20 protein-coding genes and 2 pseudogenes are annotated in these 22,233 nt (G+C 64.8%); 5 read left to right on the plus strand and 17 right to left on the minus strand.

Translation table 11 applies throughout. The features are described 5' to 3' along the window. Positions 1-6: 6 nt before the first annotated feature. Positions 7-1,605 (minus strand): protein translocase subunit SecD, encoded by a 1,599-nt coding sequence (secD, locus tag V1280_RS07245; RefSeq protein ID WP_334521005.1) that lies wholly within the window; start codon positions 1,603-1,605, stop codon positions 7-9. Between the two features lie 62 nt (positions 1,606-1,667). Further along, complete coding sequence (yajC, locus tag V1280_RS07250) at positions 1,668-2,036, minus strand: preprotein translocase subunit YajC (protein WP_148753779.1); 369 nt, start codon at positions 2,034-2,036, stop codon at positions 1,668-1,670. 180 nt (positions 2,037-2,216) lie between these two features. Here yajC and V1280_RS07255 point away from each other — a divergent pair, with 180 nt between their 5' ends. After that, positions 2,217-3,221: an ATP-binding protein gene (locus V1280_RS07255; RefSeq protein WP_334521011.1), complete on the plus strand. Its 1,005-nt coding sequence runs from the start codon at positions 2,217-2,219 to the stop codon at positions 3,219-3,221. A gap of 174 nt (positions 3,222-3,395) precedes the next feature. Here V1280_RS07255 and V1280_RS07260 read toward each other — a convergent pair whose 3' ends face one another. Continuing rightward, positions 3,396-4,793 carry a LysM peptidoglycan-binding domain-containing M23 family metallopeptidase gene (locus V1280_RS07260; protein ID WP_334521014.1) on the minus strand — a complete coding sequence of 466 codons (1,398 nt, stop codon included), beginning with the start codon at positions 4,791-4,793 and terminating at the stop codon, positions 3,396-3,398. Between the two features lie 109 nt (positions 4,794-4,902). After that, positions 4,903-5,553: a protein-L-isoaspartate(D-aspartate) O-methyltransferase gene (locus V1280_RS07265; RefSeq protein WP_334521017.1), complete on the minus strand. Its 651-nt coding sequence runs from the start codon at positions 5,551-5,553 to the stop codon at positions 4,903-4,905. Between the two features lie 241 nt (positions 5,554-5,794). Here V1280_RS07265 and V1280_RS07270 point away from each other — a divergent pair, with 241 nt between their 5' ends. Next, positions 5,795-6,166, plus strand: a complete 372-nt coding sequence (locus tag V1280_RS07270) for a response regulator (protein WP_148777943.1) — start codon at positions 5,795-5,797, stop codon at positions 6,164-6,166. Between the two features lie 20 nt (positions 6,167-6,186). Here V1280_RS07270 and surE read toward each other — a convergent pair whose 3' ends face one another. Further along, on the minus strand, positions 6,187-6,954 hold the full coding sequence (surE, locus tag V1280_RS07275) for a 5'/3'-nucleotidase SurE (protein ID WP_334521020.1): 768 nt from the start codon (positions 6,952-6,954) through the stop codon (positions 6,187-6,189). 182 nt (positions 6,955-7,136) lie between these two features. On the opposite strand from surE, the gene V1280_RS07280 reads away from it, so the two are divergent. Then, positions 7,137-7,895 (plus strand): hypothetical protein, encoded by a 759-nt coding sequence (locus V1280_RS07280; protein ID WP_334521023.1) that lies wholly within the window; start codon positions 7,137-7,139, stop codon positions 7,893-7,895. Here V1280_RS07280 and V1280_RS07285 read toward each other — a convergent pair. The 11 genes and pseudogenes from V1280_RS07285 to V1280_RS07335 form a co-directional block, all read right to left on the minus strand. Further along, positions 7,892-8,254, minus strand: a complete 363-nt coding sequence (locus V1280_RS07285) for a hypothetical protein (protein WP_334521026.1) — start codon at positions 8,252-8,254, stop codon at positions 7,892-7,894. The genes V1280_RS07280 and V1280_RS07285 overlap by 4 nt on opposite strands. A 95-nt stretch (positions 8,255-8,349) precedes the next feature. Continuing rightward, entirely contained in the window at positions 8,350-9,681 is a 1,332-nt protein-coding gene (gene serS / locus V1280_RS07290; RefSeq protein WP_334521029.1) for a serine--tRNA ligase, read from the minus strand. A 193-nt stretch (positions 9,682-9,874) separates the two neighbouring features. Further along, the gene (tatC, locus tag V1280_RS07295; protein ID WP_334521031.1) at positions 9,875-10,687 is read right to left on the minus strand and encodes a twin-arginine translocase subunit TatC; all 813 of its coding nucleotides are present in this window, start codon (positions 10,685-10,687) and stop codon (positions 9,875-9,877) included. Further along, entirely contained in the window at positions 10,684-11,208 is a 525-nt protein-coding gene (gene tatB / locus V1280_RS07300; RefSeq protein WP_334521034.1) for a Sec-independent protein translocase protein TatB, read from the minus strand. Before tatB ends, tatC begins: the two co-directional genes overlap by 4 nt. An 88-nt stretch (positions 11,209-11,296) precedes the next feature. After that, complete coding sequence (locus V1280_RS07305; RefSeq protein WP_092028685.1) at positions 11,297-11,533, minus strand: twin-arginine translocase TatA/TatE family subunit; 237 nt, start codon at positions 11,531-11,533, stop codon at positions 11,297-11,299. Positions 11,534-11,703: 170 nt separating this feature from the next. Then, positions 11,704-12,453 (minus strand): SMC-Scp complex subunit ScpB, encoded by a 750-nt coding sequence (scpB, locus tag V1280_RS07310; RefSeq protein WP_334521043.1) that lies wholly within the window; start codon positions 12,451-12,453, stop codon positions 11,704-11,706. Between the two features lie 21 nt (positions 12,454-12,474). Then, complete coding sequence (locus V1280_RS07315; protein ID WP_148777951.1) at positions 12,475-13,314, minus strand: segregation and condensation protein A; 840 nt, start codon at positions 13,312-13,314, stop codon at positions 12,475-12,477. Further along, positions 13,311-13,754: a glycoside hydrolase family 3 N-terminal domain-containing protein gene (locus tag V1280_RS07320; protein WP_334521047.1), complete on the minus strand. Its 444-nt coding sequence runs from the start codon at positions 13,752-13,754 to the stop codon at positions 13,311-13,313. Before V1280_RS07320 ends, V1280_RS07315 begins: the two co-directional genes overlap by 4 nt. 45 nt (positions 13,755-13,799) lie before the next feature. Further along, positions 13,800-15,359 carry an SPOR domain-containing protein gene (locus V1280_RS07325; protein WP_334538223.1) on the minus strand — a complete coding sequence of 520 codons (1,560 nt, stop codon included), beginning with the start codon at positions 15,357-15,359 and terminating at the stop codon, positions 13,800-13,802. A gap of 143 nt (positions 15,360-15,502) precedes the next feature. Then, positions 15,503-17,294, minus strand: a pseudogene (argS, locus tag V1280_RS07330) (arginine--tRNA ligase). Positions 17,295-17,303: 9 nt separating this feature from the next. Beyond that, positions 17,304-18,512 carry a deoxyguanosinetriphosphate triphosphohydrolase gene (locus V1280_RS07335; RefSeq protein ID WP_334521049.1) on the minus strand — a complete coding sequence of 403 codons (1,209 nt, stop codon included), beginning with the start codon at positions 18,510-18,512 and terminating at the stop codon, positions 17,304-17,306. A gap of 110 nt (positions 18,513-18,622) precedes the next feature. Between V1280_RS07335 and erpA the strand changes: the two genes are divergently transcribed. Next, entirely contained in the window at positions 18,623-18,952 is a 330-nt protein-coding gene (gene erpA / locus V1280_RS07340; protein ID WP_148777955.1) for an iron-sulfur cluster insertion protein ErpA, read from the plus strand. A 6-nt stretch (positions 18,953-18,958) separates the two neighbouring features. Here erpA and V1280_RS07345 read toward each other — a convergent pair. Further along, positions 18,959-21,290: pseudogene (locus V1280_RS07345) on the minus strand (ATP-binding protein). A 134-nt stretch (positions 21,291-21,424) separates the two neighbouring features. Here V1280_RS07345 and xth point away from each other — a divergent pair. Beyond that, entirely contained in the window at positions 21,425-22,222 is a 798-nt protein-coding gene (gene xth / locus V1280_RS07350; RefSeq protein ID WP_334521056.1) for an exodeoxyribonuclease III, read from the plus strand. Positions 22,223-22,233: the final 11 nt, after the last annotated feature.

Raw genomic sequence — 22,233 nt, forward strand, 5'->3', positions numbered from 1 at the left:
AGGCTCCTAGATCGGCACGCTCTGCGGCCGCTTCCACCGCACCCACCCGGCCACGATCAGCCGGGTCAGCGTGAAGGCGGTGAACACCGTGGTGATGATGCCGATACCGAGCGTCACGGCGAAGCCGCGCACCGGACCGGTACCGATATAGAACAGCACCGCGGCGGCAATGAAGGTGGTGATGTTGGAATCGAGGATGGTCGCGAGCGCGCGCTTGAACCCGGCGTCGATCGCCGAGATCGCGTTGCGGCCGCTGCGCAGCTCTTCGCGGATGCGCTCGTAGATCAGCACGTTGCTATCGACCGCGATGCCGACGGTGAGCACGATGCCGGCAATGCCGGGCAGCGTCAGCGTGGCGTTGAGCAGTGACAACAGGCCGAAGATCATGGCGACGTTGATGGCCACCGCGATGTTGGCGAACACGCCGAACAGCCGGTAGGTCAGCAGCATGAACACGATGACCATGATCGAGCCGACATAGGCCGCAAGCTCGCCCTTCTCGATCGAGTCCTGGCCAAGGCCCGGACCGACGGTGCGCTCCTCGACCACCGTGAGCGGCGCCGGCAGCGCGCCGGCACGCATCAGGATCGCGAGATCGTTGGCGGACTGGACCGTGAAATTGCCCGAGATCTGTCCCTGCCCGCCCGTGATGGGCTCACGGATCACCGGTGCCGAGATCACCTCATTGTCGAGCACGATCGCAAACGGCAGCCCGACGTTCTCCTGCGTGGCCTGCGAGAATTTGCGGGCCCCGGTGGAATTGAAGCGGAACGAGACGATTGGCTCGTTGGTACGCTGGTCAAACCCGGTCTGCGCATCGTTGAGCTCGGCGCCCGAGACCAGCACCTGCTTCTTCACGACATAAGGCACCTTCGGCGAGCTCTGGCTCATCAGCAGCTCGGAATCCGGCGGCAGCCCGCCCCGCTGCGCCTGATCCGGCGGCACCGAGGTGTCGACCATCCGGAATTCCATCTTCGCGGTCTTGCCGAGCAGCTCTTTCAGATGCGTCGGATCCTGAAGGCCGGGGACCTGCACCAGGATACGGTCGTTGCCCTGGCGCTGGATCACCGGCTCGACGGTGCCGAGCTCGTTGACGCGCCGTTCGACGATCTGGATCGACTGCTCGATGGTCTTGCGCATGCGCTCGACCATGGCAGGCTGGGACAGTGCCAGGCGGATCAATCCGCCGCCGGCATCGGATATGTCGAGGTCGCGCTGGCTGCTCGACCCGAGCAGGCCGCCGATCGGTTGCGAGAGGTCACGCAGCTTGGTCAGCGCGGGCTGGAGATCGGTGTCCTTGACCCGGACTTCGACGGTGTCGCCGCGCGTCACGAGGCCGGTATAGCCGATCTTGGCTTCACGCAGCGAGCGGCGGACATCGTCGCGAACCTGGTCGAGCTTTTCCTTCTTGACGTAGTTCGCATCGACCTCAAGCAGCAGATAGGAGCCGCCCTGAAGGTCGAGGCCGAGCACGAGCCGACGCTGCGCCCAGGCGGGCCAGGTCTTGACCTGCGCTTCGGGGAAGAAGTTCGGGACCGCGCAGAGGCACACGATCAGCGCCGTCAGGATAATCCCGAGCGCCCTCCACCGCGTGAAATACAACATCGACTGGACCTGTCAGATCAGGAGATTTGCAGGAAAACTTATTAAAAGACTCGCGGACGCGCTTACTTCGCCGCGGCGTCGTCCTTGGCGCTTTCCTTCGCGCTGTCCTTGGCCGGCTCGCCCTTGGCGCGCACGCCGGAGATCATCGACCGCATCTGGCGCACGCGAACGCCGTCGGAAATCTCGAACTCGATCTGGTCGTCATCGACGACCTTGGTAACCTTGCCGACCAGGCCGCCCGAGGTCACGACGGTGTCGCCACGGCGAATGTTCTTCACGAGCTCGGCGTGGTCCTTCACCTTCTTCTGCTGCGGGCGCAGAATCAGGAAGTACATGATCACGAAGATCAGGGCGAACGGCAGCAGCGACATCAACATGCTGTTGGTGTCACCGGCACCCGCGGCCTGGGCATACGCAGGGGTAATGAACATTCGGACGGTCCTCGTGGAAACAGGGGAAGCCGGTCAGGCCCTTACGGCGACCGGTTCGGTCAAATTCGCGCGGACTATAGCGGCCATTGCCCCAATTGCAACGCTGCCAGACCGTCGATTTGGCCACCTTGCGGCGGGCCGTCAGGCCCGATAAAGGCTGCATTCTCAGGAACTTCGGACATGCCCAAAAAACCAAGCAAAAGCCCGGCCGGCAAAGGCCCCCGTACCCCTGTCATTAAGCCCGTCCAGGTCGCGGCAAAACGCCCCAAGGCGGTCTCAAACGCGGCTCCCAAGGCAGCCTCAAAGGTCTCCCAGGACCTTTCCCAGGAGCGCATCGTCCGCGCGCTGGAGACCATTGCGGCGCACCTCGCCGCCCAGGGCAAGCCGGCCGTCGAGCGCGAATCGTTCAAACAGGCGGACGCCTATGTCTGGCACCCCGACGGCCGCCTTGCTGCGGTGCCGCGGGTCAGCCGCGTCGAGTTGTTCCTGCTCAGGGGCGTCGACCGGATGCGCGACATCCTGATGGAGAACACCGAGCGGTTCGCCAACGGCCTGCCCGCCAACAACGCCCTGCTCTGGGGCGCGCGCGGCATGGGCAAGTCCTCGCTCGTGAAAGCCGCCCACGCCAGCATCAACGCCGATCGCAAACCCGCCGACAAGCTGAAGCTGATCGAGATCCATCGCGAGGACATCGAGAGCCTGCCCGCGCTGATGGAGCAACTGCGTGCCTCGTCCTTCCGCTTCATCGTGTTCTGCGACGACCTCTCCTTCGACGGCAATGATGCGTCCTACAAGTCGCTCAAGGCCGTGCTCGAAGGCGGCATCGAGGGCCGGCCCGAGAACGTCATTCTCTACGCCACCTCCAACCGCCGCCATCTGCTCGCGCGCGAGATGATCGAGAACGAGCGTTCGACCGCGATCAATCCCGGCGAAGCCGTCGAGGAAAAGGTCTCGCTGTCGGATCGCTTCGGCCTGTGGCTCGGCTTCCACCGCTGCAGCCAGGACGAATATCTCGCCATGGTGCGCGGCTATTGCAGCCATTTCAGCATCGAGCTCGACGACGAGGCGCTGGAACGCGAAGCACTGGAATGGTCGACGACGCGCGGCTCGCGCTCGGGCCGTGTCGCCTGGCAGTTCGTGCAGGAGTTGGCGGGTCGGCTCGGCGTGAAGCTGACGGCGCAGTAAGGCTAGCTATCGCTCCGAGCTCAACTGTCATTCCCCGCGAAAGCGGGAATCCAGTACGCCGCGACCTATCGGCTCAATAACAACTGTCTCTGGAATACTGGATCGCCCGCTTTCGCGGGCGATGACAGCTTGCATGTGGTGATGGCGCGCCCCTGCTCCACAGGGATGCGAACCTCACGCCCCGTTCAAAAACTGAAGCGGATCAACCGGGCTCGATCCCTTGCGGATCTCGAAGTGGAGCTGCGGCGACGCCACCTCGCCGGATTGACCCGACTTGGCAATGACCTGACCGCGCTTGATAGGATCGCCGCGCTTCACCAACAGCTCACTCGCATGGGCATATGCGGTGACGTAGCCGTTGGAGTGCCGAACCAGGACCAGATTGCCGTAACCTTTCAGCTCGTTGCCAGAATAGGCGACGACGCCGTCTTCAGCCGCCTTGACCGGCGTACCCTCGGGCACCGCGACGTTGATGCCGTCATTGGACTTGCCGTTGGTCTTGGCGCCGTAGCTCGTGATCACCTTGCCGCGCACCGGCCAGCGGAAGGTCGGCAGCGAGCTGGTGGTCTCGGCCGCTTTCGCCGGCGTCGTCTCGGCGGGCTTCTCTTCGATATTGGTGGTGGCCTGAGCCAGGCGCGCGCTCTGCGTCGGCTGGGCAACAGCGGCCATCTTGGTGGTCGGAGCGGGAGCTGCCGCGACCGGCTGCAGTGCAGCCGCCACGGGGGCCGCAGCGACAGGCGCCGGAGCAAGCGGCGCGGCAACCGCTGCGGTCTTGGCACCCGGCACGGTCAGCTTGGTGCCGAGCTTGAGCTTGGCCGACGGTTCGAGACCATTGGCGCGGGCGAGCTCGGCCGCGGAGATATGGTTCTTGCGCGCGATGCTGGCGAGCGTGTCGCCGTGATTGACGAAATGGAGGCTGGACGGCGCGGCAACGGCAGCCACCGGCTTCGGCGCCATCGCCGGAGCAGCAGCAACCGGAGTCATGACCGGCGCGGGAGCAGCGGCCGTAGCACCCGCATGCGGGATGACCAGCTGCTGGCCGGGCGAGAGCGCGCGCGGTCCCTTGTAGCCGTTGGCGGCCATGATCGCCTGCGGGCTCACATGATAGCGCTTGGCGAGCACGTCGAGCGTGTCGCTGGTGCCGACGATGATCTTGGTCCCGCCGACCGGCTGGGCGGCAGCGACCGAGCGCGGCGGCACGGTGCCGGTCGCTTCAAGACGCGGCTGAGCCGGCGGTGTGTAGGAGCCGAGCCCGCGACCGCCTCCGGAGACGCCCCCACCCGACGCAACCGGATAGGATTGCGGCGCAGCGACCGCCGGCGGCGGCAAGGCCTGGGACTGATAATAGCCGGGCTGGGTCTGCGGCCGCGCATATTGCGGCAGCTCACGCTGCGGCGGCGGGGCCTGCTGGACCGAACCGGTCTGCTCAGAGGAGAAGGGATTGGAGAAGTTCGACTGGGACAGCCGCGACTGGGTGTCGGCACTGCACCCTGCAAAGCTGAGAGAGATCAGCGCCAGCACCGCGACCTGCGGTACGCGGCGCGAGTAAAGCAACTCGGCGACTACAGACATGGTTACTCACTCGTACGCAACAAAACTGGTCTTTTAAGTAAACACGCGCCGAGTAAATAACGGCTTAACCCTCCCAATAAGACATTGGCCGCACAGCTAATCCGGATTTCTACAGCTCCCGCGCCACGCCGGGCAGTGCCGGCACGAAGCGGACTTCGACGAGTTCCCTGCGTTCGATCCCGGCCTGGGTCCGGCTCAGGCGGGTCAGTGTCTGCACGCCCTGATGCGGGCCGACCGGCGCGATCAGGATGCCGCCGACCTCGAGCCGTTCGACCAGGTTCTCCGGAATTTGCTCCACCGCGGCGGTGACGATGATGCGGTCGAACGGGCCGATGTTGGGTGGCAGATTGAGCCCGTCGCCGAGCATCACCTCAACATTGTGATAGTCGAGCTTTTCAAGCCTGGCGCGCGCGGCGTCCGCAAGCTTGCGGTAGCGCTCGACCGTCAGCACCTCGCGCGTCAGCCGCGACAGCACGGCGGCCTGATAGCCGGAGCCGGCGCCGATCTCGAGCACGCGGTGGCTCTTCTGGAGCTGAAGCTGCTCGGTCATGTAGGCGACGACAAAGGGTTGGCTGATGGTCTGTCCGCAGGCGATCGGCAGCGCGCTGTCACGGTAGGCGGCGTCGCGATCGGAGGCCTCGACGAAGAGATCGCGCGGCACCTCTTCCATGGTCCGCAGTATGGTCTGATCGCTGATGCCGCGACGCCTCAGCGTGAGCTGAAACATCATCTTTTCCGGCGGGGGGTGATTGGAGGTCATCGCTGCTTATATCGTCTCGTCAGAGGGCCGGATCGTCGCACGCGTCGCTCGGGCCCGGGCAAGAATCCTGTTCCTGCTCAGGAACCTATGATAGCGTTTTGCTGCGGTATTTGACCATAGATCGGCTTGCAGCGGACCAACAGCAAACGCCATTTTCGGGCATCCGCTGGCCGAAACGCGCATTGCGTCGATTCGTGTTATCTGCGAACGTTTTCCGGAGATGGGCAAGGACTCAACGACAATGACCGCGACCGGGCTTTCGGGCCGCTCTGTATTCCTCGTCGAAGACGAGGTCATGATCAGAATGATGGTCGCGGATATGTTGGAGGAGCTCGGCTACAAGGTCGCGGCTGAAGCGGGCGATATCAACGAGGCCCTGCGGCTGGTCCAGGCCACCGAGTTCGACATCGCCATCCTCGACGTCAACGTCAACGGCAAGGTCATCTCGCCGGTTGCCGATCTCATCAGGGAAAAGGGCTGCCCGTTCATCTTTGCCACCGGCTACGGCTCGTCCGGCCTGCCCGAGCAATATCGCGACCGGCCGGCGCTGCAGAAGCCGTTTCAGCTCGACGCGCTCGGCAAGACCATCGAAGCCGCGCTTCGCGGCGGCTAGCCGCGACTTCCAAATCGTCCTTACTTTAGCGTGGCGCTCAGCTCTTCTGAAAACGCTTCATTGGTGCGATCGAGCCGCAGCGGCGTGACCGAGACATAGCGCTCGCGCAGCGCCGCGAGATCGGTGCCTTCGGCCGGCGTGTCCATCATTGCGGCACGTTCGAAGCCGATCCAGAAATAGGGATTGTTGCGGCCGTCCCTGCGCTCGTCGATCCGGAGGAAACCGAGATTGCGCTTGCCCTGCCGCGTGACGCGAATGCCGAGCACCTCTTCCGGCGCGCAGGACGGGAAGTTGACGTTGATGACGGTGTCTTTCGGGATGCCGGCCTTGATCACCTTGCGCAGGATGTCAGGGCCGAATTTGCGCGCGGTGTCCCACAGCGGCCGCTCGCGTGTCTCGACGCTGAACTCCTGCGACAGCGCGAATGACGGGATGCCTAAGATGGTGCCTTCGAGCGCGCCGGCGATGGTGCCGGAATAGACGACGTCCTCGGCAACGTTGCGGCCCTTGTTGACGCCGGAAAGCACGAGATCGGGTGGCTTGGTGCCCAGGATATGGCGTGCGCCCATGATGACGCAGTCGGTCGGCGTGCCCCGCACCGCGAAGTGCCGCGGCCCGACTTCGCGCAGGCGCAGCGGATCGTTCAGCGACAGCGAATGCGACACGCCGGACTGATCGAGCTCGGGCGCCACCACCCAGACGTCGTCGGACAGCGCGCGTGCGATCTCCTCCACGACCTTGAGGCCGGGAGCGTGGATGCCGTCGTCATTGGTGCAGAGAATGCGCATGCCGGTGGTCGATTCCTGAGCTGGGGTCAGGCCGTCTTATCCGGCTATGGCGGATCAGGCAAACCGGCCGAAGGCGGGAATTCGGCCGATACAATGCAGGTCTCCTCTGTGATCTGGCTCATTGCGGCGCCGCAACGCCGCATCCTAATTTTCTCGCGCATTTTCAGGCGACTGGGCACGGAATGACCCGCTTTGCAGCCGCAATCGCCCTCGGTCTCGGCCTCTGCGTGGCGGGCGCCGGATGGGCACAGGATTCGGGACCTGCGGACCGCTGCTCTCCCTGGCAGGAGTTCCGCAACGGCGTCTGCGCCGCCAAGTCGGTCCCCGTTGCGCCCGCGCCAGTCCCTGCAGCGCCAGAGCCGAGCCCGCCTCCCGCCCCGGCCGAGACCAGCGCGACGCCTCCGCCGCTCGTCTGCCCGCCCAACTCCCATGTCGAGGGTGGCGCCTGCATTACCGACGTCGCACCGCCCTCCGTCCCGCCGCGCGCGCTGATCACCATCACTTGCATCGGCGGCACCGCGAGCGATGGGCAATGCACCTGCCCGGCCGGATTCCAGTTGATGGCGGCGGGCACGGATCCGGGCGGCACCTGCGTGCGCGCCAATGCGGACAATTGCCTTGGTGGTCAGATGACGGTCGCCGGCGCGTGCCTGTGCAATGGCCAGGTCACAATGTCCGGACAGATCTACGATCTCGAATTCGCACGCGGCAAATGCGTGCCAAAACGCTGTCCGCGCGATGGCCCTTGCGTCACGGCCGCGGTGAAGCCGGATATCGACGCCTCGCCGAAATTGTCATCAGAGCAGCGGCCGCGTGACTGTGGACATGGCTTGGTCGCAACGCGCCGTGGCTGCGTGCCAACGCGGCACCGCTCACACGCAACGGACACGAACACCTATTTCCCGATCACGCCTAACTATCCAGGCCCGATGCATTATTAACGGCGGACGCGCCATTGCGGCAGGAAGCGCGCGAGCTTGCCCTCCGCATGCAGTTGCATCGCCGGCACGACTGGGCTGACGACGGGGGGCTCAATCACACCGAGCGCCTTCAGTTGCGCAACGAACGGGGCCGACGCCGGCGTCTCCGGAAAGCGCTCACGCGCGACCGTCACCGCGTTGTCAAAATCCTCGATATTGACGCCCGGCTTGGCGCGCCGGCTTTGCACATGCGTGTCGTCCCAGAGCCGCGCGATGTCGATGTCCAGCACGCCACGCAAGCGCTGGTCGACGGCCTGGATACCGGCACCCGTCACCGCCCATTGTCGGCCGACCCAGAAGATGTCGCTGTGCAAGGCCATGGACGATCTGTTCGCGTTGACGAATGGCCGGCAGGATACCCGGCCGCCCGATCTTCGCAACCAAACGTTTCTGCGTTTCAGACAGACGACGAGATTTACTCGCGCGCGACCACCTTCAACCCACCCATATAGGGCTGAAGCACGCTCGGAACGGCAATCGAGCCGTCCTCCTGCTGATAGGTCTCCATCACAGCGATCAGCGCGCGGCCGACCGCCGTGCCGGAACCGTTCAGCGTGTGCACGAAGCGCGGCTTGCCGTCGGGCCCGCGCGAGCGCGCATCCATGCGCCGCGCCTGGAAATCGCCGCAGACCGAGCAGCTCGAGATCTCGCGGAACATGCCGCCCTCGCCCTGCCCGGGCATCCACACTTCGATGTCGTAGGTTTTTTGCGACGAGAAACCCATATCCCCTGCACAGAGCGTCATGACGCGATAATGCAGGTCGAGCTTCCGCAGCACCTGCTCGGCGCAGGACAGCATCCGCTCCAGCTCGTCCTTGCTGGTCTCGGGCGTCGTGATCGAGACCAGCTCGACCTTGGTGAACTGATGTTGGCGGATCATGCCGCGCGTGTCGCGCCCAGCAGCGCCCGCCTCGGCGCGGAAGCACGGCGTCAGCGCGGTCAGCCGCATGGGCAGCTGCTTCTCGTCGAGAATGGATTCGCGCGCGAGATTTGTCAGCGAGACTTCCGCCGTCGGGATCAGGCCGAGGCGCTCGGTCTTCAGCCGCTCATGATCGGGGGACGCGAGCAGCTCGCCCTTGATCGCCCAGAACTGGTCGTCCTCGAACTTCGGCAATTGTCCGGTGCCGAACATCACCTCGTTGCGCACCAGGAGCGGCGGGTTGATCTCGGTGTAGCCGTGCTCGTTGGTGTGCAGGTCGAGCATGAACTGCCCGATCGCGCGCTCGAGGCGCGCCAGCCCCTTCTTCAGCACGACGAAGCGCGCACCGGAGAGTTTTGCCGCCGCCTCGAAGTCCATGTAGCCGAGCGCGGTGCCGAGATCGTCATGCAGCTTCGGCGCAAAACCGTAGTTGCGCCTGGCACCGAACACGTGGTGCTGGACGTTGCCGTGCTCATCGACGCCATCCGGCACTTCATCGAACGGAATGTTCGGGATTGCGGACAGCTCCTTGGTCAGCTCATCGTCTGCAGCCTTCGCCGCGGCCTCGAGTTCCGGCATCGTGGTCTTGAGCTCGGCGACTTCCGCCATCAGCTTGGTCGCGCGCGCCGCGTCCTTGGCCTTCTTGGCGTCGCCGATTTCCTTGGACGCAGCGTTGCGCCGCGCCTGTGCCTGCTCGGAAGCCAGGATCGATGCCCGCCGACGCTCGTCGATCGCGAGCAGCGACGCCGACAACGGCTTCAGGCCCCGCCGGGCGAGACCGGCGTCGAAGGCTTGCGGATTGTCGCGGATCGATTTGATGTCGTGCATGGCGGTGGTCCTGAATCAGCGTGCAATGGCCAACGCGCGTGTTGGCGGAGTGCACAGCGCTTCCCACTACCACAGGCGTCGTCGCTCGCGAAAGCGGGCGATCCAGTATTCCAGAGACAGGGGTGATTCTCCGAGGGGCCGCGGCCTGCTGGATTCCCGCTTTCGCGGGGAATGACACCGAGGACGCGGCGCCCTACTCGGCCGGATTCGCCGGCGTCGACACGTCGGTGCCGGTGGTCGCCTTCGAGGCGGCTGCCTTCTTCTCGACCATCGAGACCGAGATGATCGAACCCTCGTAGAGCAAAAGCAGCGGAATTGCGAGCGAGCACTGGCTGAGCACGTCAGGCGGCGTCAACACGGCCGCAATGATGAAGGCGACGACGATGAAATAGCGGCGCTTCTCGCGCAGCATCTTTGACGTGATGATGCCGATCCGCCCGAGCAGGGTCAGGATCACCGGAAGCTGGAAAGCAATGCCGAAGGCGAAGATTAGCGACATCATCAGCGACAGATATTCGCCGACCTTGGGCAGAAGCTGGATCTGCGCGGTCTCGTCGCTGCCGGCCTGCTGCATGCCGAGCGAGAAGCGCACCAGCATCGGCAGCACAACGAAATAGACCAGCGCTGCGCCCAGCACGAAGAAAAACGGGGTCGCGACCAGATACGGCAGGAAGGCCTGCTTCTCGTGCTTGTAGAGGCCGGGCGCGACGAACTTGTAGATTTGCGTCGCGACGATCGGGAACGAGATGAAGCCGGCACCGAACAGCGCGAGCTTGAGCTGGGTGATGAAATATTCCAGCAGCGCCGTGTAGATGAATTTCGAGTTGTCGGCGCCCGCGACCCACACGAACGGCCAGACCAGCACGTTGTAGATCTGCTTGGCGAAGAAGAAGCAGAAGATGAAGGCCACGCCGAAACCGAGCAACGCCTTGATCAGCCGCGAGCGCAGCTCGATCAGATGGTCCATCAAGGGGGCCTTACTGGCCTCGATCTCGGCGTCGCTCATGACGCTTTGGCGTCCTTGATCGCCTCGGGCGCGGTGTCCTGCGCGACCGGTGTCTGCTCGACCTCACGGGTGACGGCGAGCGGCTCGTTCACGGCCGTATGCGCCTCGGCTTCCACAAAGGTCTCAGGCGTCGGGGCTTCCGGTGTCGTCGGAGTCGCCGGCGCTTCACTTGAAGTCGCCGGCGGTTCGAGAGCAGTTGTCGTGGTCGACGTCTCGGCCGGCTTGTCGAGCGCGTCGACGCGCAGCGCGTCACTGACGTCCTTCTGCAGCGAGGTCATCAGACCGCCGCCGGTGAAGCCGGAGGCGGCTTCCTTGACCTCGTCAAAGCTCTTCTTGAGGTCGGCCATCTCGGCCTCGCGCATGGCTTCCTGGAACTGGCCCTGGAATTCGGCGGCCATCTTGCGGGCCTTGCCCATCCACTGGCCGACCATGCGCAGCACGCCCGGCAGCTCTTTCGGGCCAATGGCGACCAGGGCCACGACCCCGATCAGAACCAGCTCACTCCACCCGATGTCGAACATGACGTCTTCCGTTCACGCGAAGCCACGATCGGCCCAATCCCTCACGCGCAGGATCGGGTCCGTTTCCCGCGTCTCGCGTGCTCCTGGCTCAGACGGCCTTGCTGCCGACGTCGGATCGCGCCGCGGTCGGCGCCGCATTGTGCTCGATGGACTTGGACGGCTCGGCCGGCTTGTCAGCGACCTTGTCGTCGTCCTGCATGCCCTTCTTGAAGGCCTTGATGCCCTGCGCCACGTCGCCCATCAGATCCGAAATCTTGCCACGGCCGAACAGCAGCAGGACCACTGCGATCACCAAGATCCAGTGCCAAATGCTAAGTGAACCCATCCTGCAACCCTCCAAACGCGCATCGCCGGGACCCCCGGCCGATCTTCACCGAAACCTAGGCTTCGCAGGCCTCAAAAACAAGGACCAACGCAGCGCCAATTCGCTGTTGGCGCTACGTAATCTTGCCTAGTGTTAACTGGTCGCAGGCGGCCCACAGAGAGGCCGGAGGATCACTCCTCGTTCCCGCCTTCGCCGCCCTCATTACCGCCTTCCGGCGGCGTCTCGGGCTCGACCGCAGGCGCCAGGGCCAGATCGAGGTCCTCGCCCGGTTCCAGGGGGTCCTCGTCCTCGCGCAGCTGCGGATCATCCGACGGCGTCGGCACGCTGAAGCCGGTCGGCAGCCGCGAATCCAGCAGCCCCGTACCCTTCAGCTCCTCCAGACCCGGCAGGTCGCCGAGCTGTTCCAGCGTGAACTGCGACAGGAAGTCCTCGGTGGTTCCGAAGGTCAGCGGGCGGCCGGGCGTCTTGCGGCGGCCACGCGGCTTGATCCAGCCGGTCTCCAGCAGCACGTCGAGCGTGCCCTTGGAGGTGACGACGCCGCGGATTTCCTCGATCTCGGCACGCGTCACCGGCTGGTGATAGGCGATGATCGCCAGCACCTCGATCGCGGCACGCGACAGGCGCCGGGTCTCGGTGCTCTCACGCGTCATCAGCCAGGCAAGATCGCCGGCGGTGCGGAACGTCCATTTGTTGGCGACCCGCACGAGATTCACGCCGCGCAAAGCGTAGTCGGCCTGGAGCTGCTCAAGCGCAGCCTTGACGTCGACGCCCTCGGGCATGCGCTTGGCCAGCGTCGCCGTATCCAGCGGTTCATTCGAAGCAAACAGCAGCGCTTCCAGCAGCCGCAGTTCTTCCGGACGTGCCTGGGGCTCGTTCTCCATCGGCTCGACCTCTTCTACGCGAACTTCCGCCAAAGCCATGGCAGCTTCTCCTTCTTGCACTTAAGCGACCGGCGCATCGGGCGCAGGAGCTGCGTCCGGAACCGGTTTAGGACGCCCCTTCCGGAAATAGATGGGCGCAAACGCTTCTTTCTGATTCAGCTCGAGCTGACCTTCACGCACCAGCTCGAGCGCGGCGGCGAAGCTCGAGGCGAACACCGTCGCGCGCTGCGTCGGATCAGCGACGTGACGGACCAGGAAATCGTCGAGCACGCCCCAGTCGTCCTGTTCGCTGATGCTGCCGACCAGCCGCTCCAGCGTGGCGCGCGCCTCGGCGAGCGACCACACCGTGCGCTTGGCCAGATGCACGCTCGCCAGCACGCGCGACTGGCGCTGCGAGGCATAGGCGGTGAGCAGGTCGTACAATGTCGCGGTGTATTTCGGATGGCGGATCTCGGCGATCTGCTCGGGCTCACCGCGCGGAAAAATGTCGCGCAGCAATTGCTGCCGGTTCATCAGCCGGTTGGCGGCTTCGCGAATGGCCTCCAGGCGGCGCAGACGGTTGGCGAGCGCGGTTGCCATTTCCTCGGCGCTCGGGCCTTCCGCACTCGGCGGCTCCGGCAGCAGCAGGCGCGACTTCAGGAAGGCAAGCCAGGCGGCCATCACGAGATAGTCGGCCGCAAGCTCGAGCCGGATTTTTCGCGCGGCTTCGATGAAGTGAAGGTACTGGTCGGCCAGCGCCAGGATCGAGATCTTGGCGAGATCGACTTTCTGCTGCCGCGCCAGCGCGAGCAGGAGATCGAGCGGGCCCTCATAGCCTTCGACGTCGACCACCAACGCCGGCTCGCCCTCGGCCAGCTCCGCGGGCCGCCCGGTTTCAAACGATAGGATTTCTGCGCTCATGCGGGTGCCGTGGTTGCGGTCAATGCGTCCAGTTCCGCATTGTCATTGCTGTGAAGCGTCGTGTCGCAGCCGGCCGCGAACATGACGCGAATTCGCTCGGCGATGCCTCCCGCCAGCGTGTTCATCGGCACGTCATCACTCATTAACAAACCCTGGAACCCAACTACGCTGCGAATCACCTGAGCGATCATTGTCGCAGAAGTCGTCACCGGATGGGCGGGGTCGGCCGCGCCATCCACGGGAATGCTGAGACCACCGAGATTGGCCGCAGTCATCCCCGCGACCGTCAATTCCTGAAGCGGCACCGTGACTTGCGTCGAAATTTCGATGCTACGCCTGAAGGGAATGAAGTCCCATGGGCATCCGCGACGGCCAAACGCCCGCTCGGCGGCGGTCAGTTCCGTTCCGGATACGCCGGTATTGAAGGCCCGCGTGCTCATGGGGCCGATTAACCCTGCCCCGGGAGGGGGTCAAGGAAACGGCCGCTAATTCCTCTGGACGAAGCAGGACGGCAGGCCAGCCGACTTCAGATTGTTGCAGGCCTGCACCGCCTCGTCGGCCGAGCCATACGGTCCGGCGAACGCGCGGTAGACGATGCCCTTGCCCTTGTCGGTCAGGTCGACGCGCTTGATGACCGGGGAGCGGCCGCCGAGGACGCTGCCATATTTGCTCTGCAGCACCCGGTAGGACGCGGCGGCGCTGTCCTCGCTCTGCTGCGAGGAAACCTGCACGACGAAGCCGCCACCTCCACCGCTCGGCGCGGGTGCAATTTGGGTCGGATTGGTCGCGGCCATACGCTGCGGCGGTTCGGCCGGCGCGGCCTGCGGTGCCAGCGAGAGCGGCTGGTTGGCGCTGGCATTGGCCGAGGTCGGCGGCGTACGCGGCGCGGCCGGCGCAGCGACCGGCTTCGGCGGCGTGGCCGGCTTGGCTGCTGGCGGTGCGGCGCCCTGCGGCACGGCGCTATCGGTCTGGTCACCTTTCACAGCCACGGTCTTGATCGAGCGTGGCGCACTGTTCGGCATCGTCCCGTTGCTCGGGACCGGACCGGCATTCGATGGCGGAATGTTGGACGGCGACACGCTCGCAACCGGCGGCGGGTTCGCATTCTGGTTCAGCGGCGGAAACACCACGCGCGGACCGGCCGCCTTGGCATTGACGTCGACTGGCGCCTCCTCGCGCGGCACGATCTTCTCGCTGCCGTCGCCGCTCGCCATGCGATCGGGTACCTTGGCCGAGGAGTCCGACGGCGCCGGCACGATCTTGGTCGGCGTGTTGTCGGCCTTGATGATCGGCGGCTCGCCGCTGCGGGGCGATCCGACATAGGTCTTGTAGGCGAAGGCCGCACCGGTTCCGACCACTGCCAGCGCGAGGATCGCGGCGACCGTCATCATGCCGCCGCGCGATTTCCTCGGCTCGTCGAGATCGGCCTCGGGATAGTCGCTCTGGAACGCGTAGGGGTCGTCCGGATAGGCCGGCTCACGCTGAAAATCCTGCTCGCCCGACTCGAGCCGCCCATAAAGCGCATCATCGTAGCGCGCCGGATCGGGCTGCTCGTACGGCGCCTCGTAGGCTTGCTCCTGGGCTTGCTCCTGATGGTGGGCTTGGTGCTGGTAAGCCTGATCCTGGTAGGCGCGATCCTGATAGGCCTGCGGCTGATGAACCTCAGGCTCCGGCGCAGCCGGCTGGGCTGAATAGCGATGCAACGGATGCACGGGATTCACGGCGACGGGATAATCGGGCTCGGGCGCCGGCTGCGGCTGCACGTTGGCGCGCCGCATCCATGACGGCGGCCCCGGCTGAGGCGCCGCGGCCTGCTCGGAATAGTCCTGCTGATAGTCGTCCTGCGAATAATCGTCGTCCTGATGAGTCTGAGCTGGCGCTGCTGCCGGCCGCGCACCTGGGCGGCCCTGCGCTGCGAACGGATCGGTCTGTCCGATCAGGCGGGCGAGTTCGGCCAGGGGATCGGTCTCCGCCTTCCCATGCTGATCGCCACCGCGACCAAAGTCATCGGAAGGAAACGGTCTGTTCTGATATCGATCGGCCATCGTGATGATGCGTCCCTTCGGGAAAGCCGCGCGCCCCTCGACCAAGGCGCGGCTTTCGACCCACAAGGCTTTCAACCAAGTCTAAGCGATCCGGCTTCTGCCGGTACCCCCAATATTATTCCCCTTAAGTAGTTCGCCCCAAACTACCGCATCTCGTCCGGAGCATGGACGCCGAGGATGGCGAGGCCCGATGCCAGGACAGAGACGACGCCCTGGACCATGGCCAGCCGCGCCTTTGTTAGATCTGCATCATTATTGATAATGAAGCGTAAATAGGGCAAATCGCGCCCCTTCGTCCAAAGTGCGTGAAATTCGCTCGCTAAGTCATAGAGATAGAACGCAATTCGGTGCGGCTCATGTGCCGCAGCGGCAGCTTCCAGCATCCTCGGATAAATTGCGAGGCGCTTGAGAAGGTCGAGCTCGACAGGATCCGACAGCCGCTCCACGGCCGACTCACTGAGCCAGGCAATCCGCTTGCCGGCATCCTCGGCGAGTTCCGGGAACACCTCCGCCCGCGCGTTGCGGAAGATCGAGTGGCCGCGGGCGTGGCCGTACTGGACGTAGAACACGGGGTTGTCGCGCGACTGTTCGATGACCTTGGCGAGGTCGAAATCTAGCACCGCGTCGTTCTTGCGGTAGAGCATCATGAAGCGGACGGCGTCCTGGCCGACTTCATCCACCACTTCACGAAGGGTAACGAAGTTACCGGCTCGCTTACCCATTTTCACCGGCTCGCCATTGCGCAGCAGCTTGACGAGCTGGACGATCTTGACGTCGAGCGCGCCCTTGCCGGAGGTCGTCGCCTTGACCGCCGCCTGCATGCGCTTGATGTAGCCGCCATGATCGGCGCCCCAGACGTCGATCATCTCCGCAAAACCACGGTCGAACTTGTTCTTGTGGTAGGCGATGTCGGAGGCGAAGTAGGTGTAGGAATTGTCCGACTTGATCAACGGACGATCGACGTCGTCGCCGTAGGCGGTCGCCTTGAACAGCAATTGCTCGCGATCTTCCCAGTCCTCGACCGGCGCGCCCTTCGGCGGCGGCAGCCGGCCTTCGTAGATGTCGCCCTTGGCCTTCAGGAAATCGATGGTCTCGGCAACCTTGTTGTTGCCGGTCTCGATCAGCGAGCGCTCCGAGAAAAACACGTCGTGGCGGATGTTGAGGGGCGGCAAGATCGTTTCGGATCTCGTCCATCATCATCGCAATGGCCTTGGCACGTACCATCGGCAGCCACTCGGCTTCGCTCATCACGAGAAGCTTGTCGCCGTGCTCTTTCGCGAGCGCCTGCCCGACCGGTTTAAGGTAGTCGCCCGGATAGAAGCCTTCCGGAATCGCACCGATATCCTCACCGAGCGCCTCGCGATACCTCAGGAACGCGGAACGCCCGAGCACATCGACCTGCGCGCCGGCGTCGTTGATGTAATATTCGCGGGTGACATCGTGGCCGCCGAACTCGAGCAGGCTCGACAGCGCATCGCCGAACACGGCGCCGCGGCAATGGCCGACATGCATCGGACCGGTCGGATTGGCCGAGACGTATTCGACATTGACCTTGGAGCCGCCACGAACGCGGCCGTAATCGGCGCCCTCGCGCAGCACCGTCCGCAGTGCCTCCGCCCAGGCGGCGGGTATCAGCGTCAGATTGATGAAGCCGGGACCGGCGACATCGACCTTGGCGATCAGCGCATCGGCGCGGAGCCGCTCGGCGATCTGCTCGGCGAGGTCACGGGGCTTTGCCTTTGCCTCTTTCGCAAGCACCATGGCGGCGTTGGTCGCCATGTCGCCATGGGAGGCATCGCGCGGCGGCTCGACCACCACGCGCGTGAAATCGATGCCCTCGGGCCAGTTGGCTTCCGCCGCGAGCGCGCGGCAGACGGCGTGCACGCGTGCGAGCACGTCGGCGAACAAATGCGGTGCTGAGGATGTGTCGGGCATGGGCGCCGCCTAACGCAAATCCGGGGTCGAGTCAAAGAGCCGCTGGTGCTCGGTCAGGGCGAAACGGTCAGTCATTCCGGCAATGAAATTGCCGATCCGGCGGGCCCGGTCGCCCTCGTCGTCCGCCTCCGCCCCGACCAGCCATTCCGGCGGCAGGTCGGCCGGCGATGTCAGGTACTTTGCGAACAAGTCGAACAGGATTTGTTCCGCCTCCGCCATTACCCGCATCACTCGCTTGTGGCGATACATATGCTGGTAGAGGAAGCGCTTGATGGCGGCCTCTTCCTCGGCGACCGCGGCGGGGAACGCGATCAGCGCCCGGCTCTGCTGGCGCACCTCCTGGGCCGATTGCGGGCTGACGGCGGCGATATTCTTCTGCGCCTCCGCGAACACCGCGCCGATCAGATGCGAGATCAGCTCGCGCACCAGCTCAGCCCCGCGCCTGACGTCTTCGAGATCGGGATAATGCGCCGAGGTCTCGGCGATGATCTCCGCGGTGAGCGGCATCACCTTGAGATCATCGAGATGGAACAGGCCGGCGCGCAGACCGTCGTCGATATCATGGGCGTCGTAGGCGATATCATCGGCAATCGCGGCGACCTGCGCTTCCAGCGAAGCGAAGCTCCAGAGTTCGAGATCGTAGGTCTTGATATAATTGGCGATGCCGACGGGAATGCCGTGCTCGCGATAGCGCCCGACGGGCGCACCGCTGCGGTCGGTCAGCGGGCCGTTGTGCTTGACGATGCCCTCCAGCGACTCCCAGGTCAGGTTCAGCCCGTCGAACTCGGGATAGCGGTGCTCCAGCGAGCCGACGACGCGGAGCGCCTGGGCATTGTGGTCGAATCCGCCAAAATCCTTCAGGCAGGCATCCAGCGCCCGCTCGCCGGCATGGCCGAAGGGCGGATGGCCGAGATCATGGGCCAGCGCCAGGGTTTCCGTGAGGTCCTCATCCAGCCCAAGCTGGCGCGCCAGCGCGCGGGCAATCTGCGCGACCTCCAGCGAATGGGTCAGCCGTGTGCGGTAATGATCGCCCTCGTGGAACACAAACACCTGGGTCTTGTACTTCAGGCGGCGGAACGCGGTCGAATGGATCACCCGGTCGCAATCGCGCCGGAACGGGCTCCGGGTGCGGCTCGGGGGCTCGGCGACCAGCCGGCCGCGGCTGCGATCGGGGTCGCAGGCATAGGGCGCGTGAGGGGCAGCCATTCCGACGGACACGACGAATTTAGTCCCTATCCATTTGATTCTGCGTATCCTTGCACTTAACTATGCCGGACGCGGGATACCAAATGAATTGGGTATGACTGCGGGCCTATCGGAGACGAGCCATGACGACTGACGTGACCATCAGTGACCGCGCCGCACGCCGGATTGGGGAGATCCTCAAGGGCGAAGGCACAGGCGCGATGCTGCGCATCTCCGTCGAAGGCGGTGGCTGCTCCGGCTTCCAATATAAGTTCGACATCGACCGCGACCGCACCGACGACGATCTCGTGATTGAGCAAGCGAACGCGGTGGTGCTGGTCGATTCCGCCTCGCAGCCGTTTCTGGCGGGCTCACAGGTGGATTTCGTCGACGATCTGATCGGCGCCTCGTTCCGCGTCAACAATCCCAATGCGACCGCGTCCTGCGGCTGCGGGACCAGCTTCTCGATCTGACGGGCCTCAAGCTCCCGTCATCTGCCTTTCCTCGTCCCGTCCACTCCGCCTCGACCGGCATCAGATCCGGCTGGAGCGGCGCGTCGTCTGCCATCACATGACCGTCCAGCCCGCGCAGCAGGGCCGCGGCCAGCGCGGGCTTCCGTAGCGGCTTCGCCAGAAAGTCCGACATGCCGGCTTCGCGGCAGATCTTGACGTCTTCGGGGAAGGCGTTGGCGGTCAATGCGATGATCGGCAGGGTCTCGAAGCGCCCGCCTTCCGCGCGGATCGCCCGGGTCGCGGCAAGGCCATCCATCTCAGGCATGCGTACGTCCATCAGCACGACGTCGTAATCGCCTTCGGCGACGGCCGCGACGGCCTCGACGCCGTCGGCGACGACCCGCAGCTCGACCTCGAAGGCACCGAGCATCTTGCTCACGACCATGCGGTTGACGGCGTCGTCCTCGGCGACCAGCACCTTCAGCGGCCGGTCGAGGCTTGCGATGCGAGCCGCGAGATCGTCGGCTTCATCGCGGCCCGCGTCCTGATTGGACGTCTGCGCCTGGCTCCACGGCAGCACCAGCGTGAAGCGGAAGGTGGAGCCCTCACCCGGCGTCGAGGTGACGCCGATGGTGCCGCCCATCTGCTCGATGATGCGCCGGGAAATCGCAAGACCGAGGCCAGTGCCGCCGAAGCGGCGGCTGATCGAGGCATCGGCCTGGGCGAAATCCGAGAACAGCTGCCCGAGCTTCTCGGGCGCGATGCCGATGCCGCTGTCCGTCACGGTCCATTCGACGGTCGCGAGCAGATCGCGGCGCGCCTGGCAGATGGCCTTGATCGTCACCTCGCCCTGGTCGGTGAACTTCACCGCATTGGAGGCGAGATTGAGCAACACCTGGCGGATGCGCGCGACGTCGCCACGCAGCGTCGGCGGCAAATTCGGATCGAGCTCGACCTTGACCGCGAGCCCTTTGCTCTTGGCGCTTGCGCGCACCACGGTCGCGACCGTCTCGACCAGCGTCTGCGGCGCAAAGTCGATCGCCTCGAACGCGAAGCGCCCGGCCTCGAGCTTGGACAGATCGAGGATGTCGTTGAGGATGCGCTGGAGATTGTCACCGGATTCGCGGATCGTGGTGACGGCCTCACGCTGCTCCGAATCGAGTTTTGTTTCGAGCAGCATGCTGGCAAGTCCGAGCACACCGTTCATGGGCGTGCGGATCTCGTGGCTCATCACGGCCAGAAAATCCGACTTCGCGCGGCTCTCGGCCTCGGCCTTTTCGGCACGCCAGCGCTCGGTGACGTCGCGGCCGAAGCCGCGATAGCCCAAAAATTGCCCGTCGCGGTCATAGGCTGGCTTTGCGGTCAGCGACCACAGCCGCGCCTCGCCGCCCGCAACGACCTTGAGGTTCATCTCGTGCAGCGGCTCGGCGTGCTCCATCAGGCCGACGACGTTGTAGGCCGCCGCCTTGTCGTCGGGGCACAGCATGTCGAGCACGTCGGCGAACAACGATCCTTTCAGCAGCGGAAGCGGCAATTGCGCGACGTCGGCGAAGCGTTGCGGCACATCGGTGAGGTGCCCTTCGGCATCGGTCTGCCACAGCCAATCGCTGGCGTTCTCCTGAAAATCCTTCAGCAGCAACGAGATGATCTCGGTCTGGCGTTCGAGCTCGAGCTGGGCCTTGAGATTGCCGAGGAACAGGTTGCCCTGCGAGACGATGTTGCGCGCCATGAAGAACGCGAACAGCAGCAGGAACACCGCCGTCAGGGCATACGGAGCAGCACCGCACAACAGCATCGCGCCGGCGCAGGCGATTGTCATGGTCGCGAGATAGACGAGGCCCGCGCGCGGGAAGGTCGAGAGTGTGAAGGCGCCGCCGGACATCATGCCGACCATCAGGCAGGCCAGGATCAGCTGGCTGGTCGGCCCGACCCGGCTGAACAGCGCGAGCGGCAGCGTGCCCCAGATCGCGGCGAGGAAGAATGCCTGACGCATCATCTGCCGCGTCGCGCGGCGTGACGCTTCCTGCGGCGGATTCTGCTGCGCGCGCCGCCACGCACGAACGGCGAGCGAGGCGGTGGCGGCAAGCGTCATGCCCCAGATCGCGAGGAAATCGTTCCAGCCCCGGCCCCAGAACAGGATCAGCACGAAGGCCACGTTGAGCATGGTGACGGACATCGTCACCGGGATGGCCCGCGTCACCGCGTCGATCTGCTTGGCGCGGATGCGGCGCAGCTCGCGCTCGCTGAGATCGGCAGTGAGGCCGTCCTCGATCTCGAAGCCGCCGAGCCAGTACAGGAACGCGCCGATCAGGCCGTCGCGCGGCTCGCTTGGCGTCATGGATTTGTCCGGCCATCCCATTCGAAAAACCTTTTCGGTATCAATGGCCCAGGGCCGGCTTAAGCCGGGTTAATTTTGTGGGAGATTTTGCGCCGTCCTTGACGGGCACGTTTGCATTTTGTTCTAACCATCACCCCTGCCCGGAGCCCGTCGACATGCCCATCAGAGTTGCCACCTGGAACGTGAATTCGGTCCGGCAGCGGATCGACCTCCTGCTGACCTGGCTCAGGGAGTGCCAGCCGGACGTCGTCTGCCTGCAGGAGATCAAATGCGTCGACGAGGCCTTCCCGCGGCTGGAGATCGAGGCGCTCGGCTATAACGTGGTGACCCACGGGCAGAAGACGTTCAACGGCGTGGCGCTGCTCTCCAAGCTCAAGTTCGACGAGACCAAGTCAGGGCTTGCCGGCGACGACGAGGATGCGCACGCCCGCTTCCTCGAGGGCGTGGTGACGCTCAAGCGCGGCGTGCTGCGCATCGCCTGCCTCTATCTGCCCAACGGAAACCCGGTCGGCACCGAGAAATACCCCTACAAGCTCAAATGGATGTCGCGGCTTCTTGAGTATTCGAAGGAGCGCCTTAAGACCGAGGAGCCGCTGATCCTCGCAGGCGACTTCAACGTCATTCCGCATACCCGCGACGTCCACAATCCCGCCGCCTGGACCGAGGACGCCCTGTTCAAGCCCGAGACGCGCGAGAGCTTCCAATCCCTGCTCGGCCTCGGCCTGACCGATGCCTTGCGGGCGGTCACCGACGAGCCCGGGCTGTACACCTTCTGGGACTACCAGGCTGGGGCCTGGCAGAAGAACCAGGGCCTGCGCATCGACCATCTGCTGCTGTCGCCGCAGGCCAGCGATAAGCTCGCCAATGTCGGCATCGACAGCTATGTGCGGGCCTGGGAGAAGCCGTCGGACCACGTGCCGGTGTGGGCTGATCTGGATCTGGAGGCGGCGTAGCCGCCTCGCCG

This window comes from Bradyrhizobium sp. AZCC 2230, from assembly GCF_036924495.1.
GTDB classification, from domain to species: Bacteria; Pseudomonadota; Alphaproteobacteria; order Rhizobiales; family Xanthobacteraceae; genus Bradyrhizobium; species Bradyrhizobium rifense.